Source organism: Streptomyces sp. ISL-10 (assembly GCF_018614575.1).
In the GTDB taxonomy this organism is placed as follows: Bacteria; Actinomycetota; Actinomycetes; order Streptomycetales; family Streptomycetaceae; genus Streptomyces.
Map to the genome: position 1 here is coordinate 33292 of NZ_JAGGOJ010000036.1, position 18040 is coordinate 51331.

General features: G+C 68.5%; 11 protein-coding genes. 10 read left to right on the plus strand and 1 reads right to left on the minus strand.

What is annotated here, in order from left to right:
* Positions 1–50: 50 nt before the first annotated feature.
* The 6 genes from J7E88_RS31710 to J7E88_RS31735 all read left to right on the plus strand — a co-directional run bounded on the left by J7E88_RS31710 (position 51) and on the right by J7E88_RS31735 (position 7122).
* The gene (locus J7E88_RS31710; protein WP_215186900.1) at positions 51–1238 is read left to right on the plus strand and encodes a CaiB/BaiF CoA-transferase family protein; all 1188 of its coding nucleotides are present in this window, start codon (positions 51–53) and stop codon (positions 1236–1238) included.
* Positions 1235–2113, plus strand: coding sequence for a CoA ester lyase (locus J7E88_RS31715; RefSeq protein WP_215186901.1), 879 nt, complete (start codon positions 1235–1237; stop codon positions 2111–2113). Before J7E88_RS31710 ends, J7E88_RS31715 begins: the two co-directional genes overlap by 4 nt.
* Positions 2110–2952, plus strand: coding sequence for a cyclase family protein (locus J7E88_RS31720; RefSeq protein ID WP_215186902.1), 843 nt, complete (start codon positions 2110–2112; stop codon positions 2950–2952). Before J7E88_RS31715 ends, J7E88_RS31720 begins: the two co-directional genes overlap by 4 nt.
* The gene (locus J7E88_RS31725) at positions 2945–4402 is read left to right on the plus strand and encodes an MmgE/PrpD family protein (RefSeq protein ID WP_215186903.1); all 1458 of its coding nucleotides are present in this window, start codon (positions 2945–2947) and stop codon (positions 4400–4402) included. The genes J7E88_RS31720 and J7E88_RS31725 overlap by 8 nt, the downstream gene beginning before the upstream one ends.
* Positions 4399–5505 (plus strand): phenazine antibiotic biosynthesis protein, encoded by a 1107-nt coding sequence (locus tag J7E88_RS31730; RefSeq protein WP_215186904.1) that lies wholly within the window; start codon positions 4399–4401, stop codon positions 5503–5505. Before J7E88_RS31725 ends, J7E88_RS31730 begins: the two co-directional genes overlap by 4 nt.
* A 180-nt stretch (positions 5506–5685) precedes the next feature.
* Positions 5686–7122, plus strand: a complete 1437-nt coding sequence (locus J7E88_RS31735; RefSeq protein WP_251023505.1) for an FAD-binding oxidoreductase — start codon at positions 5686–5688, stop codon at positions 7120–7122.
* A 536-nt stretch (positions 7123–7658) separates the two neighbouring features.
* On the opposite strand, the gene J7E88_RS31740 is transcribed toward J7E88_RS31735, so the two are convergent.
* The gene (locus J7E88_RS31740) at positions 7659–9050 is read right to left on the minus strand and encodes a carboxylesterase family protein (protein WP_215186905.1); all 1392 of its coding nucleotides are present in this window, start codon (positions 9048–9050) and stop codon (positions 7659–7661) included.
* Positions 9051–9272: 222 nt separating this feature from the next.
* On the opposite strand from J7E88_RS31740, the gene pabB reads away from it, so the two are divergent.
* The 4 genes from pabB to J7E88_RS31760 form a co-directional block, all read left to right on the plus strand.
* Positions 9273–11372 (plus strand): aminodeoxychorismate synthase component I, encoded by a 2100-nt coding sequence (gene pabB / locus J7E88_RS31745; protein ID WP_215186906.1) that lies wholly within the window; start codon positions 9273–9275, stop codon positions 11370–11372.
* Complete coding sequence (locus J7E88_RS31750; protein ID WP_215186907.1) at positions 11372–12601, plus strand: 4-hydroxybenzoate 3-monooxygenase; 1230 nt, start codon at positions 11372–11374, stop codon at positions 12599–12601. Before pabB ends, J7E88_RS31750 begins: the two co-directional genes overlap by 1 nt.
* Positions 12602–13780, plus strand: coding sequence for an FAD-dependent monooxygenase (locus J7E88_RS31755; protein WP_215186908.1), 1179 nt, complete (start codon positions 12602–12604; stop codon positions 13778–13780).
* A gap of 67 nt (positions 13781–13847) precedes the next feature.
* Positions 13848–18040, plus strand: a 4193-nt coding sequence (locus tag J7E88_RS31760; protein WP_215186909.1) for a beta-ketoacyl synthase N-terminal-like domain-containing protein, incomplete at its 3' end; no start/stop codon positions are given.

Genomic DNA, 18040 nt, shown 5'->3' on the forward strand with positions numbered 1-18040 from the left:
CGGTGATCGGGCGTGACGATGCGAAGAAGTCCAGTACCGGGAAACCAAAAATGACGGGGGAGCATATGACGGACGAGTCCCTGCCGCTTGCCGATCTCACTATCATCGATCTCTCCACTGTTCTGGCCGGCCCTTTCGCCGCGCAGGTGCTCGCTGACTTCGGCGCGAGAGTGATTAAGGTCGAACACCCGGCGGGCGACCCGATGCGGAGTTTCGGTCCGTCGGTGGACGGGGCACCGCTCTGGTGGAAGGTCTTGAACCGGAACAAGCAGGGGATCGCCATCGACCTGAGCACCCCCGATGGTGCGGCCCAGTTCCTTCGGATCGCGGCGACGGCCGACGCCGTGATCGAGAACTTCCGTCCCGGGACGCTGGAGCGATGGGGGATTGGGCCGGAGAAGCTGAAGGAGGTCAATCCCGACCTCGTCCTGACCCGGATCACCGGCTTTGGCCAGGACGGCCCGTATTCCCCACGCCCTGGGTTCGGCACGCTGGCCGAGGCCATGGGCGGCATCGCCTCCATCTCAGGCGGGCCCGACGGTCCACCGGTGCTCCCCGGGTACCAACTCGGCGACGCGCTGGCCGGCCTCTACGCTGCCTGCGCGACCCTCATCGCGTTGCACGCCCGCGGCCGTATCGGGCACGGGCAGATCGCGGACGTCGCAATCACGGAGGGTGTGGTCAGCCTCCTGGGAGGGCACTTCGCCGTCCACGAGAAGCTGGGCATCAAGCCGGGCGATGCCGCGCCCACTGCGCCGCGGAACGTCTACCGCTGCCGGGACGGTCGTTGGGTCGCTCTCTCAGCCCCGGTCACCTCCGTCGCCCAGCGCCTCCTGCGGCTCGTCGGACGGGGAGACCTCGCCGACCAGCCCTGGTTCCAGGAGGGCAGCGGAAGAGGGGCCCACAGGGCCGAGATCGATGAAGCGGTGGGCGAGTGGATCGCCGAGCGCAGCCGGGACGAGGTGATCGCGGCCATCGAGCGCGCCGAGGCAGCCGTCGCGCCGGTCTACGACATTGAGGACATCCTGGAGGACCCGCACTTCCGGGCCCGCGAGACGGTGGTGAACGCCCCCGACGCCGAACTCGGCTCGATCACCATGCCGAACGTCGCGTTCCGGCTCTCGGCCACCCCCGGACGCATCCGGCACGCCGGCCCGCGGCTGGGCGCGGACACCGAGGAGATCCTACGGGCCGTCGCGGAGCACGAGGGACACCGCGGCGAGGAGCAGAAGGCGTGAATCCCAACCAGACGGAGCATCTGGTCTTCAGGAGCTGTCTTTACGTACCGGCCCATCAGACGCGTCTCGTCGAGCGTGCCTACGAATCCCAGGCGGACGCCGTCATCCTCGACCTTGAGGACGCGGTACCGCCATCCGAGAAGCTGTGGGCCCGCGAGAGCGCCGCGCGCATCACCGCGACGACGCCCCCCAAGCCGACCTTCGTACGGGTGAACTCCATGGCGTCGGGACGTGCGGAGGACGACGTGCGGGCGGTGGCCGGTCCTGGGCTGAGCGGGGTCCGCATGGCGAAGGTGGCCCGCCCGGAGGACGTGCGGCAGGTCGCGATGCTGCTGGCCCAAGCCGAATGCCCGGCCCCCATCCACCTGCTCATCGAGACCGCGCACGCGCTGGAGATCGCCTTCGACCTGGCCACATCCTCCCCCGCGGTATCCATGATGAGCCTCGGGGAGTCCGATCTGTGTGCCGATCTCCGGATCACGCCCGAGGGCCCGACCATGGACGCCTGCCGCAGCCGCGTGGTGATCGCGTCCCGGGCGGCCGGCCTGCCGAGCCCTTGCCAGAGCGTGTTCACCCAGGTCCACGACATGGACGGCCTGCTCCACACCAGTCGGAGCGCCAAGGCGCTCGGCTTCATGGGTCGGATGGCCGTGCACCCCATGCAGATCCCCGCCATCCACGAGGTGTACACACCGACGGCACAGGACATCGCCGACGCCCAGGCGATCTCCCGCACCGCGGAAATCGCGCGGGAAGCCAACCGGTCGATCGTCCTGAACGAACGCGGAACTGTCATCGGCCCGCCCATCCTGGCGAACGCGAGGAACGTCCTGCGGCTCGCCGAAGCTCTCAACCTTCTCGAGGCCCCCGTATGAGCACACCAGTCGTAACCCCGCGGGACCCCCTGCTCGGGGCGGTACTGGCCGGTGTCGAGGTCTTCGACCTGGCCCAGCCGCTGGTCGACGGAATGCCCTGCTCGTCCAACCATCCCGGCTTCAAGATGTCCCTGACCAGGCGCCATGGTGACATGGTTCGCGCGGACGGTGGCTCGGCCGCCAGCGAGATCATCGTCACCGGTGGACATGTGGGGACGCACATCGACGCCCTCGCGCACGTGTCCCACGAAGGCAAGCTGTTCGGGGACGTCGACTGCGCCGAGGCACAGGCAGGAGGCAGGTTCAGGTCCCACGGTGTGGAGACGATCCCGCCGATGGTCTGCCGGGGGGTGCTGCTCGACATCGCCGCCCAGCATGGTGTCCCGGCCCTGCCCGCGGGCTACGGGATCACCGCGCAGGACCTCGACGACGCCGCTGGCCGGGCCGGTGTGCGGCCCACCCCAGGAAGCGTCTGCCTGGTCCATACCGGCTGGAGCCGGTGGTGGGACGACCCCGTCGCGTACCTCGGCGTGCAGACCGGGGTGCCGGGGCTCACCCCGGACGCGGCCAGGTGGCTGGCCCAGCACCGGGTCGTCGCGGCCGGTGCTGACACGACCGCTTTCGAGCAGATCCACCCGGGGCAGGGGCACGCAACCCTGCCGGTCCACCGCATCCTTCTTGTCGAGCACGGCATCCACATCATCGAGCACATGCGGCTCACAGAGTTGGCGGAACGGGGCGTGGCCGAGTTCACCTTCGTCCTGTCCCCGCTCAAGATCGTTGGGGGCACGGGGTCTCCCGTGCGTCCGCTCGCGATCGTGAGCCGTTGCCATGACTAGCGCACAGGCCAGGGGCGGGCTGCTCGACGAGGTCGCCGACTTCGCCGCTCACGTGGCTGGCGCGGGGGTGTCGGCGGCCCGTCTCCGGCACTCCATGCGAGCGGTCTTCGACACGGTCGGCAACATGGTCCTGGGCTCTGCCCAGCCCCTGTCGCTGACCGTCGCACAGGCCACCCGGCATTGGGGCTCGGACGAGTCCGCCACGGTGATTGGCGCCGGACGGCGCGCTCCGGTGGGCACCGCGGCGTTCGTGAACGGGACGTTCGCGCACTGCATGGACTTCGATGACACCCACCTGCCATCGGTCCTGCACCCGAGCGCGTCGATCGTTCCCGCGGCCCTCGCCGTCGGCGAGGCGGTCGGGGCCACCGGTCCGCAGACTCTCGCCGCGATCGCCGTGGGGAACGAGTTCTGCATCCGGCTGGGCATGGCCGGGTACGACATGGAGAACGCCAATTCGATCTTCTTCGACAGGGGGCAGCACGCCACGTCGATATGCGGCACCCTGGGTGCCGCCGTCGCGGCGGCGATGCTGCTGTCCGGCGACTCGTCCTCGATCGCCGCCGCTGCGTCGATCGCTGCGAGCATGGGATCTGGGATCATCGAGTGCAACCGGACCGGCGGCACGGTGAAGCAGATCCACACTGGGTGGGCGGCCCATTCCGGGATCGCGGCCGCACAACTCGCCGCGTCCGGCATCACCGGGCCGCCAACGGCTCTCGAGGGCCGGTTCGGCTTCTTCGAGGCGTTCTGCGGCGCCCGGGCGCATCCGAAGACCGTCACCGCGGACCTCGGCCATCACTGGCATTCCGACGCACTGCGCATCAAGCCGTACCCGTGCAACCTCTTCACCCATGCCGGGATCGACGCGGCTGTCGAGCTCCGGGAGCGCGGGGTGCGGCCGGAGGAGATCACTGCGCTCAGGCTCGGCGTTCCGGGGCCGGTGCTGAGGACGATCGCGGAGCCTGCCTCCGTGAAGGCCGCACCGGCCAGCGGATACGCGGGCGCGTTCTCCGGTCCGTACACGGTCGCTGCGGCCATGCACGGAGGAGGCGGACTAGCGCTGTACGTCGACGACTTCACCGACCAGGCGGTCCGTCGTCCGGAGGTCCTGGCGCTGGCCGCGAAGGTCACGTGCTACGCCGATCCGGAGTGCACGTCGCTCTTCCCGATGCAGATGCCGGCCAGGCTCACCGCCCACCTTGCCGACGGCCGTATCGAGGAGGCGTACTGCCTCGACAGCCGGGGCGGCCAGCGGCTGCCGCTGAGCGATGAGGACCTCGCCCTCAAGGTCGGCCTGAACCTCTCCCCCGTCCTGGACGAGGTGTCAGCCCAGGAACTACACGAGGAGATCTTCCAGCTCACCGACCGGTCGTCACCGCGGTCGATCATGCGCCTGCTGTCACGACCTGGAACCGCCGACCCCAGGAAACCCGGAGGAAACCCATGACGGAAACCGCCACTGACCCGCGGTGGGACGTCCTCGATCCGGCCGTCCGTCCGAAGGATCCGACCCAGTACCTCCGTGCCGCCGTGCAGTGGCACTTCGGGGAGGAAACCGGGTCGAAATTCTGGTTGGAGCGGGCCAAGGAACTGGACTTCGACCCGCTGACCAGCATCCACTGTTACGACGACCTGCGGCGGTTCCCGAACATCGTCGACGACCTGCGGGACGTTCCGGTCGAGGACCTCATTCCGCGCGGCTACGGCCCCAACCCGCCGGCCCCGCGGGTCTTCGAGAGCGGCGGCACCACCGGGGCGCCCAAGCGCATCATCCTGATGACGGACTGGCTGGAAAGCGCGCTGGACCGGATGGAGCAGGGCCCGCAGTTCTCCGGACGGCCACCGTCGAACATCCTGGTCGCCATGCCGACCGGCCCCCACAAGGCCGGGAGCCTCTACGACTACATCGCCGAGCGGCAGAACTTCACCAAGTTCAGCATCGACATCGACCCGCGCTGGGTGAAGAAACTGATCAGCCGGGGCGAGACCGAGCAGGTCAGGGCATACGTCGAGCACGTCCTGGACCAGATCGAGCATGTGCTGATCAGCCAGAACGTGGGGATGCTGGTCACTACGCCGCCGCTCCTGCTCGCCTGCGCGCGGCGCCCGTCGCTCGTCGAGCTGATCAACGCCAAGATCGACCTCATCACCTGGGGTGGCGCTCATATGACCCTCGACCAGCGGTTCGAGCTCGAGCGGGTGTCCTTCCCCAAAGCCCGGTTCCTCAGCCGGTACAGCAGTGCTCTGATCCTCGAGGGTTCCCGGCAGCGGTCCGGCACCAGCCTGGACGAAGAGATCGTCTACGACCCGGGCAGCCCGGTCGTCACGTTCCTGGTCGTGGATCCGACGACCGGCGAGCCGGTGCCGTACGGCCAGCGAGGCCAGGTGGTCATGAACCATGTCAGCAAGGGCATGTTCCTGCCGAACAACCTCGAACGCGACACCGCGATCCGCGTTCCCGGACCGCCAGGGCAGATCGGCGACTCGGTCTCGGCTCCCCAACCGGTGGAGACCTTCGGCGGCGAGGAAGTCATCGAGGGCATCTACTGAACGCCGTACCCGATCCTAGGGGGCCTTGCATCGCCATGCCCCCTAAATAGCACTGAATGCAAAATGCCAAATTCCAATGAGATAAATACGAAAATAGGTGCAGTCATGCTCAACCGAAGAAACCTATTGAGGCTCGGAAGTGGCGCGGCCCTGGCAGCAGTGGCCTCGGGAGAGGGGCTCTTGTCGCCGGCCTTCGGAGCCGACAGCGATTGGACCCGCCTCGCGGGCAGGCTGCAGGGCGATCTGGTCCTGCCGGGGGACGCGAACTACCCCTATGCCAAGCAACTGCAGTTCGCGACGTTCGACTGGGTCAACCCGCAGGCCATCGCCTACTGCGAGACCATCGCCGATGTCCAGGCGTGCGTGCGGGTCGCTCGGCGGAACGGGGTGGACGTCCGCGTGCGTAGCGGCGGCCACAACTTCGAGGGCTGGTCCACCGGCCCCGGCCTGGTGATTGACGTGTCTCGGCTCAACCACGTGTCGGTCGGCGCCTCCACCGTCCACATGGGGCCCGGCGCCGCCTCGATTGACGCGCTCGCCGCGCTGGCCCCGTACAACAAGCAGATCATCGCGGGCACCTGCCCCACCGTCTGCCCCGGCGGGTTCATCTCCGGCGGCGGTATCGGCAACCAAACCCGCATGTTCGGTCTCGGCTCTGACCGCTTGGTCTCGGCGAAGGTCGTCCTGGCCGACGGAAGCGTCGTGCACTGCTCGCCCACCCGCGACTCGAGCCTGTTCTGGGCGCTACGCGGCAGCGGCGGCGGCAGCTTCGGCATCGTTGTCGACTTCGAGGTGAAGCCGATCAACGCGCCGACCATGGTGCACTTCGTCACCTACTGGTCCTGGAACGATGCCCAGCGGATGCTCCCTGCCTGGCAGGAGTGGATGGCCAGCGCACCGCGCGGGCTCGGCTCTACGTTCGTCGGCTTCCTGTTCGACGCCGCCCCAGGCAACGCGCCCGGGATCGGGATCACGGGCGGCTTCCATGGTCCGAAGAGCCAACTCGACGCGGAGCTCGCCCGCTTGTCGGCGCTGTCGGGAGCTCAGCCCGTCAACACCACGGTGAGGGACCTGTCCTACGTCGACGGTATGAAGGCCGCTTACCTCTGCGACACCATCAGTACCTCCCAGTGCCATCGGGTCGGTCAGACTCCGGATGCGGTCCTTCCACGCACCGGTTACCAAAAGAACGGCTTCCGCCTGTTCAACCGGTCGCTCGACGCCTCCACCAACGACGCGGTCCTCACCGCGTTCGAAGCCGACCGGCACGCGGGCCAGGGCCGGTTTCTGCAATGCATCGCGATGGGCGGGGCGGCCAGCGACATCGACCCGAGGTCAACCGCGTTCTGGAACCGCGACGCGCAGTTCCTCGCCGGCTATGTCGCCCTAGGTGAGAAGGCGACGCCGGCCGACGAGGCCGCGGCCACGGCCTTCGTCGACAAGGGCTCCGCCGTGCTCGACCCGGCTTCGAGCGGTGCCTACGTCAACTTCCCCAGCTCGAACCTGCCGAACTGGCGAGAGGCATACCACGGCGGCAACTACCCACGCCTGCTGCGCGTGAAGCAGGCCTACGACCCGGGCAACTTCTTCTCCCACCCTCGAAGCATCGGCAGCTGACCTGTTCGTTGAAAGTGCCCACTTGGGAGCTCGTTCTGGTGGCGGTTGTGCCGCTGCCGGCGGGCTCCCTCGACCCTCACGCTTTCGTGCGCCCAGCTTCACAAGCCCTGCGAGGGGGAGCGACGATGCGGTCCGCAGCATGGCGCGTACCGCCACTCTGAAAGGTGGACATCGCCGAGAAACAGTCGGCGATGTCTGCCTCAATCACCCCGGCGTCAACGATTGCACTCGTCGATGAACACCTACAGGGCATTGACCGCCGCAGGCGGAGCCTATACGAGTAACTCGTTAACGAGCCGTACGACGCCGAACTCCTCGACCTTGGCCGAAGGGCGGGCTTATCGATGCTCGGTGGTCCATTGTTCGCGCACCGCGATCCACCCGCGCCACAGAACGTCCCTGCGATCGACTATGTCCGCGAGCGAGTGGAACCGGATCGATGCGGCGGGCGCTTGAAACTGGCGGAACTCTGTTGGAACCGGCACCCGACGGATCAGAGCGCGGCTGGGAGACGGGAGTTCGCCTCGGCCGGCGCCTTACCGGACGACGACAGCCGAGGGTGCCGTGATCTCGTGTGTCACCGGCGTCTGCGGGGTCCATCTCGGCCATGGCGGGCACCCTTCCCGGGCCAGGGAGATCAGAGCGTTCTGCACCTGCTGCCCGATCAGCCGGTCGGTCTCCGTCCCGTCGCTTCCCTCGGTGTCGACGAACAAAGACGCCATGTCGGTGCCGTGCACCGGGCGATCCGCCATCGAAGGAAAGTCGGACGCGAAGTTCGAGTTGGTCGGCGCGTAGCAGAACTTCTGCAGCCATACCTTTCCGCCGGCTTGGTGGGCGGTCCGCACCAATCGGTTGGCGGGTGCCCAGTAACGTTTCTCCGTGAGCAGCCTGGTCTTCTCGTCCAGGTCGGCCGAGGAATCACCTGTGGCGATCGCGTTGTAGACGCGGTCGAAGACCGCGTCGCCCATGGCGACGTAGATGCCGGCCTCGTCCGACGTCACTGACACCATTACGGACACGTCGGCGATACCTCCAGCGAGGATGCTCTCGAGCGGCGGCCTAGGAATGATGGTGCCATCGATGAAAGGGCGGTACCGGACCGGGATCCCCCGTTCGAGCAGCTTCCCGTGGATGTACCGCAACCCCACGTTCGGGAGCCGGGTCAGCTCCTCGGGCGACTTCGCCAGTGGCCCGGCCGCCGCGAGAAACTCGTCGGTGAAGCGCACCGCGGCCTCCTCGGACATGGGCACCTCGGCGTTCCCGCTGTAGATCGCCGCCCGATGGAAAAGCCCGTGGGCCGCGGGCGTGCCGAGCAGAGTCGCCACGTCGCTACCGCCGGAGGACATACCGAACAGCGTGACGTTGCTCGGGTCGCCGCCGAAGCCGGCGATGTTGTCCCTGATCCAGCGCAGCAGCATGACCTGGTCGAGGGCCTCGAGGTTGGCGCTTTCCGCGAAGTCCGGGTCGTGGCCGCCTAGGTAAAGGCATCCCCACGGGCCGAGGCGGTAGTTCGCGGTGATCACGACGGCGCCGTGCCGGGCCGCGAAGTGCCACGGGTCGATCCAGCTGCTCGCACTGCCGTTCACCCGGCTGCCTCCGTGAAACCAGACCAGGACCGGCAGGGGTCCGTCTGGCCGCGGACCAGGGGACCACACGTTCAGGTTCAGGCAGTCCTCGTTCTCTACGAGGTCGTCCAACGGGAGGTGGTAGAGGCCCCGGCTCACCTGGATCGGCAACTGCCAGCTGACTGGTCCCCATGCGGTGGCCTCGATCGGGCCGCCCGGCTCCACCGGTACCGCCGGCCGGAAGCGCCGCTCGACGCGCGCGTAGGGCACGCCCCTCCAGTTGGGCACCCCCCGGTCGAGGAAACCGTGCACCGGCCCGGATGTGGTGCCGACCACGAGGTCCTTTTCGGTGAACTCACGCACGGTCTCATCTCCGAATCCTTAGAAACCAATCACTGATCATGCTTCTGGGGGGGTCCGGAGAATGTCAATAGGGGATATTCGCTCCCGATGAGCAGGGACCCCTAGGACTGAGCCGACCAACCCCTAAATATGTTTGGGCGGTTGCCCGGCCAGTTGCGGTCAGGCCAGTATTAACCGTTCCTGTCCTTCTCCCGTGTAATCGATCGTCGTCTGGAGGCCCCGATGCAGCCTGCGAATCCGGCGGGCAATGTGAAGTCGCCCATCGGTCATGTACGCACGTTGCTGGTGGACAACTACGACTCCTACACCTACAACCTCTTCCAGATGATCGCGCAGATCAACGGCGCGGAACCCCTGGTCGTCCGCAATGACGACCCGGTGCTGAGGGACGACGCCTTCATCTTGCAGTTCGACAACGTCGTGATATCCCCGGGCCCCGGCCACCCCCAGGACGGCCGCGACTTCGGCGACGCCGCCCGGCTGCTGTCGCTGCCGGACCTGCCGGTGCTCGGGGTCTGTCTCGGACACCAAGGCATCGCTCTGTTCCACGGTGCCGAGGTGCGCTCGGCCGGCGTACCGAGGCACGGCCACCTCTCGCAGATCACCCACACAGGCGAGGGCGTCTTCGAAGGACTGCCGCAGGACTTCACCGCCGTGCGCTACCACTCCTTCGCGGTGGACTCCCTGGCCTCGACGTCTCTGGAGGCGATCGCCTGGGCCGAGGACGGCGAGATCATGGGCATCCGCCACATCAACCGGCCGCACTGGGGCGTGCAGTTCCACCCTGAGTCGGTGGCGACCGAGCACGGCGCCCGGATCCTGGAGAACTTCCGCGACCTGACCCGGGGCCGGACTGCCACGCACCGCGACCTTTCGGTGACCAGCCCGGACGGTGAGGGTCCGTTCGTCGTCCGCATGTCGACCGTGGAACGCGAGGTCGACGCGGAGTCGGTCTTCATTGGTCTCTACGGCGACAGTGCCCACTCGTTCTGGCTCGACAGCAACCGCTGCGAGCGCGGCCTGGCGCGGTTCTCGTACCTGGGCGACGCCTCAGGCCCGCTCAGCGAGGTGCTCAGCTACTCGGTGACCGACGACGTGGTCGTCGTGGACTCTGCGGATGGCGTCCAGAGCCTGGTCGAGGGGAACATCTTCGACGTCCTGAGCCGGCGCTTGGCCGAGTCGCGGGTCGAGCTGGACGCGCCGTTCGACTTCAACGGTGGGTACGTCGGCTACTTCGGGTACGAGATGAAGGCGCACTGCGGCTTCACCAACCGCCACAAGGCCGAGACCCCCGACGCGCAATGGATGCGCGCCGACCGGTTCGTCGTCGTCGACCACGTCGAGCACCGGACCTACCTGGTGGCGCTGTGCTGGCCGGGCGCGGAGTCCGTCGCCGAAGCCGACGCCTGGCTGGCCGACACGGCCGCGGCCGTCGACGCGCTCGACAAGGCGGGGCCGACGCTGCCCGAGGTGGGCCCGAGCCCGGACGTGGACGTCCCGGCGTCCTTCGTGCGGGACCGGGAAACCTACCTTGCCGACATCGCCGAGTGCCAGCGGCAGCTGCGAGCGGGCGAGAGCTACGAGATCTGCCTGACCAACATGCTCCGGACCGCGGCCCCGGACGACGACCTCGCCTTCTACCTGCGGATGCGACGCACCAACTCGGCCCCCTACAGCGCGTTCCTACGGTTCGGCGAGCTGCGGATCCTGAGCTCCTCACCCGAGCGATTCCTGCGGATCGACCGCCACGGCATGGTCGAGAGCAAGCCCATCAAGGGCACTGTGGCCCGTAGCGAGGATCCCGCGACTGATGAGTCCTGGCGGCTTGAGCTGACCCGCAGCGCCAAGACCCAGGCTGAGAACCTCATGATCGTCGACCTTGTGCGCAACGACCTCGGCCAGGTTTGCGAGGTCGGGAGCGTGCACGTCCCGAAGTTCATGGCGACCGAGTCGTACGCCACCGTGCACCAGCTGGTCTCCACGATCCGCGGGCGGCTGCGGTCGGCGGTGAACGCCGTCGACTGCGTGAAGGCGTGCTTCCCGGGCGGCTCGATGACCGGAGCGCCCAAGCTGCGCACGGTCGAGATCACCGACCTGCTGGAGTCCGAGGCCCGCGGCGTCTACTCCGGGACACTCGGCTACTTTGGGTACAGCGGGTCGGCCGACCTCAGCATCGTGATCCGGACGGCGGTCTTCTGGCGCGATGTGGTCCTCATCGGAGCCGGCGGCGCCATCGTGCTCGACTCGGACCCGGTCGACGAGTACGAGGAAATGCTGCTCAAGGCCCGCACCGTCCTGCTGAATCCAGCCCGGCAGAAGTGATGAGGACTCTTCGGACGCAGGTCGTCGTCGTCGGCGCCGGCCCAGCCGGGCTGTACCTGTCCCACGAGCTGCGCGCCCACGGCGTCGACTCCGTGATCGTCGAGCGCTGCAGTCGCGAGCATCTGGAACGACGGGTGAGGGCGGGGCTGCTCGAGGAGGGCACGGTGCAGCTGCTGCGCGGTTCCGGGCTGGCCGACCGGCTTGACCGGCAGGGTCTGGTACACGACGGTTTCCAGCTGCGCTTCGAGGACACAGTTCAGCGGATCTCGACCGTGTCGCTGATCGGTGAGCCGACCTACATCTATGGTCAGCAGGAAGTCGTCAAGGACCTGTTGGCCGCTCGTCCGTCGGATGACGGATCGCTGTACTTCGACGCGCTGGACGTTCAGATCGCGGGGATCACCGGCGACAAACCCTCGGTAGCGTTCACGGTCGGCGGGGAGCACGTCGTCGTCGAGGCCGACTTCATCGCCGGCTGCGATGGATACCACGGAGTGTCCCGCGCGAGCATCCCTACGGCGTCCCTCGCCTTCCACACTCGGCGCTACCCGTTCGACTGGATCGGGCTGCTGGTCAACGCGGCGCCCTTCGCGTCCGAACTGGTCTACTCCGTGCACCCGCGCGGCTTCGCCCTGGCGAGCATGCGCACGCCCGAGGTCAGCCGCCTCTACCTACAGGCCGACGCCCGGGACGAGCAGAGCAACTGGCCGCATGAACGGATCTGGGACGAACTCGGGCAACGGCTGTACGTGGACGAGGGCCGGATGCGGGCGCGGGGAGCGATTCTCGAGCAGGTCAGGGTTCCACTTCGGGCCACCGTCGCGGAGCCCATGCAGTTCGGCCGACTCTTCCTCGTAGGCGACGCCGCCCACATCTTCCCGCCCACCGCTGCGAAGGGGTTGAACGTGGCGCTCGAGGACTCGAGCGTGCTCGCCCACGCCCTCATCGGGTGGTTCCGCCGCGGTGAGGCCGGTCCCCTTGAGGGCTACTCATCCGCGCGTCTGCCTGCGGTCTGGCGTGCCCAGGACTTCTCGGCCTGGCTGACCTGGCTGTTCCATCCTGCGGCGGACGCGACCGCGTTCGACCACCGCCGCCGGACCGCGAGCCTGACACGACTGGCTGAGGGCGGCAGCAGCGCTGTCGCCTTCGCCGACGAGTACGTCGGACGCTCTCGGCGCCGGCTGTCCTCACTTTCTTACATTCACGAGCTCGACGGCATGGAGGCTTGAGTGTCCACTCAACGGTCGGAAGCAGGGCGGGCATTGATCGTCGGCGCCGGTGTCGCCGGTTTGACCGCGGCGCTGAGGTTGCACCGGGGCGGCTGGGAGGTCCTGGTCGTGGAGAAGGCCTCTGGCAATCGCAACGGCGGGACGTGGATCAGCTTCCGGGGCGTGGGCTACCAGGCGGCCGAGCGGCTCGGCATCCTCCCGCAGCTCATCGAGGCGCAGCTGCCGTGGGAGGACATCCACATGCTGGACACCGACGGACGGCTGCGTGTCGTCTGGCGGGCGGCCACACAGCTGGCGCTGATGAACGAGCCGACCTTGCACATCCCGCGCGACAAGATCGCGGACATCCTGCTCGACGCGCTGGACGGCGAGGTGAAGATCGAGTACGGCACGACCGTGTCGAGCATCACCCAGGACGAGTCCGGTGCCGAGGTCGTTCTGTCGAACGGTGTCAGTGATCGCTTCGACCTGGTGATCGGCGCTGACGGCGTCAACTCCGTCGTTCGCGAGCTGGCCTTCGGTCCGGAGGCGGAGTTCCGAACCGACTTCGGTGACCTCTTGGCCATCTACAACCTGGAGCGCAGTCCGGTCGACACCGGGGTCGAGCATCTCCTGAGCGGAGTCGGGCGGATGATCGCGGTCAGCCGCCTCGGCGACACCTTCTCGGTGATCTTCTTGTGGACGAGCACCGACCTGGCCGGCGACCTGTCCACCGATCTGTCCAAGGCGGTTCGGCGCCGGTTCGAGGACCTCGGCTGGGCCGTCCCGGCCCTGCTGAAGGAGGCCGAAGCCGTCCCGTCGGCCTACTACGGGCCGGTGAGCCAGATCAAGATGGACACCTGGAGCCAGGGCCGGGTGGTTCTCGTCGGCGACGCGGCTTGGTGCACCGGGTTCTACGCGGGTTTCGGCGCTTCGCTGGCCGTCGGCGGCGCCGATCTCCTCGGTGACGTGCTGGAACGCCACCCCGGGGACATCCCCACAGCTCTGCGCGAGTGGGAGGCCGAGTACCGCCCAATCGCGCTGAAGGTTCAGGCGCAGGCTCGTCGGGGACGCGAGAGCTTCTTCCTGCCACCCACCGAGTTCGCTATCAAGCTCCGAACGATCTTCCTGTGGATCGCTGGTAACTCCGTCACCACACGGCTGCTCCGCCTGTTCATGGGCGTCCGGTCCCCGAAGTAGGGACCCGCCCGCTCGCCTCCCAGACGAGCGCCCGCACCGAAACCTGATCACAGAAAGTGTCACGCAGTTGCTTATCGAGCTGGTTCGGCCCCTGAGCGAGATCGTCCGGGCAAACGCCACCCGTCTGGGTGACAAGATCGCCTTCTCTGACGCGCATGGCAGCGTCTCCTACGCTGATCTGGACCGGGACACCTCCCGCCTCGCCGGGCACCTCGCCGCGCTCGGAGTGGAGCCCGGGGACCGGGTCGCGCTGTTCCTCGGCAGCTGCGTCGAGATGATCGAGAGCTACCTGGGCGTTGTCCGCGCGGCGGGGATCGGCGTGCCGCTCTCACCGGACTGCACGCAGGAGGAGCTGCGCCACTACCTCGTCGACAGCGGAGCGAAGGTCGTCATCACCCGAGCTGCCTACGCCGATCAGGTGCGCCGGGCAGCGCATGGCAGCGACGTCCGTGAGATCGTCGCGGTAGGGAGCGCGCCGGGGACCACGTCCTTCGCCGACTTGATCGGATCGGAACCTGACACCCCCGCCCAGGACAGCCTCGGACTCGACGACCCGGCCTGGATGCTCTACACGTCGGGCACCACCGGCCGGCCCAAGGGGGTCCTGTCCACCCAGCGCAGCTGCCTGTGGTCGGTCGTCTCCAGCTACCTGCCGATGGCCCGGCTCGAGGAGCAGGACCGCATCCTGTGGCCCCTGCCCCTGCACCATAGCCTGGCCCACTGCCTGTGCCTGCTAGGCGTGACCGTCGTTGGCGCCTCCGCGCACATCGTGAGCGGATTCGCCGCCGACGAAGTGCTCGACACTCTGCGCCGGGAGCCGTTCAGCATCCTGTCCGGCGTCCCGGCCATGTATCACCGGCTGATCGCCGAGGCCCAGGTACAGCCCCGTGAGGCCCCGGGCCTGCGGCTCGCCCTTGTCGCCGGCGCGGTCACCTCCGACACCCTGCGCAGGGAGATCGAGGAGACGCTCGGCGTCGTCGTGCTCAACACCTACGGCAGCACCGAGACGTGCGGGCCGATCACCATGAGCAGCCTCGACGAGCCCGCGCCGGTCGGGTCCTGCGGCCGGCCGGTCCCCGGTCTCGACGTACGTCTGGTGGATCCCGTCGCCCTCCGCGACGTCGGCACCGGCGAGGAGGGCGAAGTCTGGGTCCGAGGGCCGGGCCTGATGCTCGGCTACCACGACGCCCCGGCCGAGACCGAGGGCAGGTTCAGCGACGGCTGGTACCGCACCGGCGACCTGGCCCGCAGCGACCAGGAGGGCTTCTTCCGGATCACCGGCCGGATCAAGGAACTCATCATCCGGGGCGCGGTCAACATCCACCCCGGCGAGATCGACGAGGCCATCCGGCCGGTGCCGGGGGTGGCGGACGTCGCGGCCGCCGGCAAGAGCGACGACGTCCTCGGTGAGGTGCCGGTCGCTTTCCTGGTCGCCGGCGACGGCGGTCTCGAACCCGGCCGGGTCCTGTCCCGATGCCGCGAACTGCTGTCGGCCCACAAGATCCCCGAGGAGCTGTACGAGACGCGGCACATCCCGCGGACGGGCTCGGGCAAGATCGCCCGCCATCTCCTCGCAGACACCCCCGCCCGGCTCCTGGCCGTCAACCACACCGGCCGGGCGACAGCGGCCACGCGCATTCCGGGCGCGGACGGGGAAGAGACGACGCTGCCCCTCGGCCGGAGCGGGACCCGCGCCGGCGCCCCGAACCCGTGGTTCGGGCCGTCCGACACCGTGATGATCTCGGGCGCCGCCACGACGCTCGGGGCGGCGGTGGCGGACCTGCTCGCCGACCGGTACTCCGTGCGCCGGCTCGTGCTCGTGGACACCGCTGAGCACCGGGACCTCCTCGGCATGCTCGCCGACGGCATCGGCCGGCGGACCGGCATCGAGGTCATCCTGGGAACCGCCGACACGCCGGACGCTGAGATCACGGGCCTCGTCCACATCGAGGACCCCGCCCGCGGCGCGGCGCCTAACGTCGAGGACCTGGTGACCGCGTCGTCGGCGCGAACGGTCGTCCTCTGCGCCGGTGCCGTCTCGCAGCCCTTCGACGTGCTCGCCCGCAGTCACGACTCAGCGGACCGGCGCGTCCTGTCCCTGACGTGCGACGGCTGGGCGGTCACCGGCGGCTTCTTGCGCACGGGCCTGTCGGATCCGTGGTCGGCGGCCGAGCTCGCCGGGGCGTTCGACTCCGCCGTCCGTTCCTCGGGCACCACGATGGCGATCACCGAGGTCGTGCCGCAGGACGACCGGCTCGCCGTGGCCGGTGTGACCGAGTTCTTGCGCGACCTGATCTACCGTGAGGTGGCTTCGACCGTCGGGGACGAGGTGTTCGACCGGCAGCGGCCGTTCAAGGACCTCGGCCTGGACTCGGCCCGGGCCGTCGCCCTCCGCAATCGGCTCGCCTCGCTGACCGGGCTGAACCTTTCGGTCTCGGCCCTGTTCGACCACCCGACCCCGTCGGCTCTGGCCGATTTCCTGTCCGCCCAGGTCGCAGGGGAAACGCCCGCATTCGCGGCCACCCCCATGACCGCGGCGACGGACGAGCCGGTGGCGATCGTAGGTATGGGGGTGCGGCTGCCCGGAGGCGTAGACAGCCCGGCCGCCTTGTGGGACCTGCTGTCGGCGGGTGCGGACGTGGTGGGAGCTTTTCCTACCGATCGGGGCTGGGATCTGGAGGGCCTGTTCGACTCGGCCCCGGACGCGGTGGGCGTCTCGCACGCGCGCGAGGGCGGCTTCCTCACCGACGCGGCGGGTTTTGACGCGGGGTTCTTCGGGATCAGTCCGCGTGAGGCGTTGGCAATGGATCCGCAGCAGCGGTTGCTGTTGGAGACGTCGTGGGAGGCGCTGGAGCGTGCCGGGATCGACCCGTCCTCGCTGCACGGCCGGGACGTCGGCGTCTACACTGGGCTGATCGCCAACGACTACCAGTCCGCCGTCGACGCGGTGGTGCCGATTCCGGAGCTGGACGGGTACCGGTCGACTGGTGACGCGCACAGTGTGGCGTCGGGGCGTATCTCCTACGTGCTGGGTCTTGAGGGTCCGGCGGTGAGCGTCGACACGGCGTGTTCGTCGTCATTGGTGGCGTTGCATCTGGCCGTTCAGGCGTTGCGTGCGGGTGAGTGCTCGATGGCGCTGGCCGGTGGCGCGACCGTGATGGCCACTCCCGAGACCTTCGTGGAGTTCTCCAGGTTGCAGGGCATGGCCCTTGACGGCCGGTGCAAGGCGTTCTCGGACTCTGCGGATGGCATGGGCTGGGCCGAGGGCGCCGGGATGCTGGTCCTGGAACGGCTGTCGGACGCCCAGCGCCTCGGGCATGAGGTGCTGGCGGTGGTCCGGGGCAGTGCGATCAACCAGGACGGAGCCTCCAATGGGTTGACGGCCCCGAACGGTCCGTCGCAGCAGCGGGTGATCCGTCAGGCGTTGGCGAGCGCCGGACTCGCTGCGGCTGAGGTGGACGCGGTCGAGGCGCACGGTACGGGCACGGCTTTGGGTGACCCGATTGAGGCGCAGGCGCTGCTTGCGGTGTATGGCGACCGCGGTGAGGGCGGTGAGCCGTTGTGGTTGGGGTCGGTGAAGTCGAACATCGGTCACACCCAGGCCGCGGCGGGTGTCACCGGGATCGCCAAGATGATCCTGGCCCTGCGTCACGGTGTTCTGCCCCGGACCTTGCATGCCGAGACGCCTTCGTCGAAGGTCGACTGGAGCGTGGGGAACGTCCAAGTGCTGGCCGAAGAACGCGAATGGCCGCAGACCGGCCGTCCGCGCCGCGCCGGCGTGTCCTCCTTCGGCATCAGCGGTACCAACGCCCACGTCATCCTCGAACAGGCCCCCGATACCCCTGGCAGCACGGACGTGGCTGTCGAGTCCCCCTCGGATGTGCCGGGTGTGGTGCCGTTGGTGGTGTCGGCGCGGTCGCCGGAGGGCCTGCGGGCTGCTGCGGGACGGTTGGCTGATGTCCTGGCCCTCGAACCTGACCTGGAGCAGGTCGGTCGGGCGTTGTTGACGTCTCGTTCGGTGTGGGAGTTCCGGGCTGCGGTGGTGGCCGCGGATCGTGATGAAGCGGTGGCGGGGCTGCGTGCCGTGGCGGCCGGGGACGCGGGGTCCTCGGGGGCGGTCGGCATGGGCCCGGTGGTGTTGACGTTCGCTGGGCAGGGGGCTCAGCGGGCGGGGATGGGCCGGGATCTGTGCGAGGCGTTCCCGGTGTTCGCCGCCGCGTTTGATGAGGTGTGCGCGGCGCTGGATGCGGAGCTGGGTGC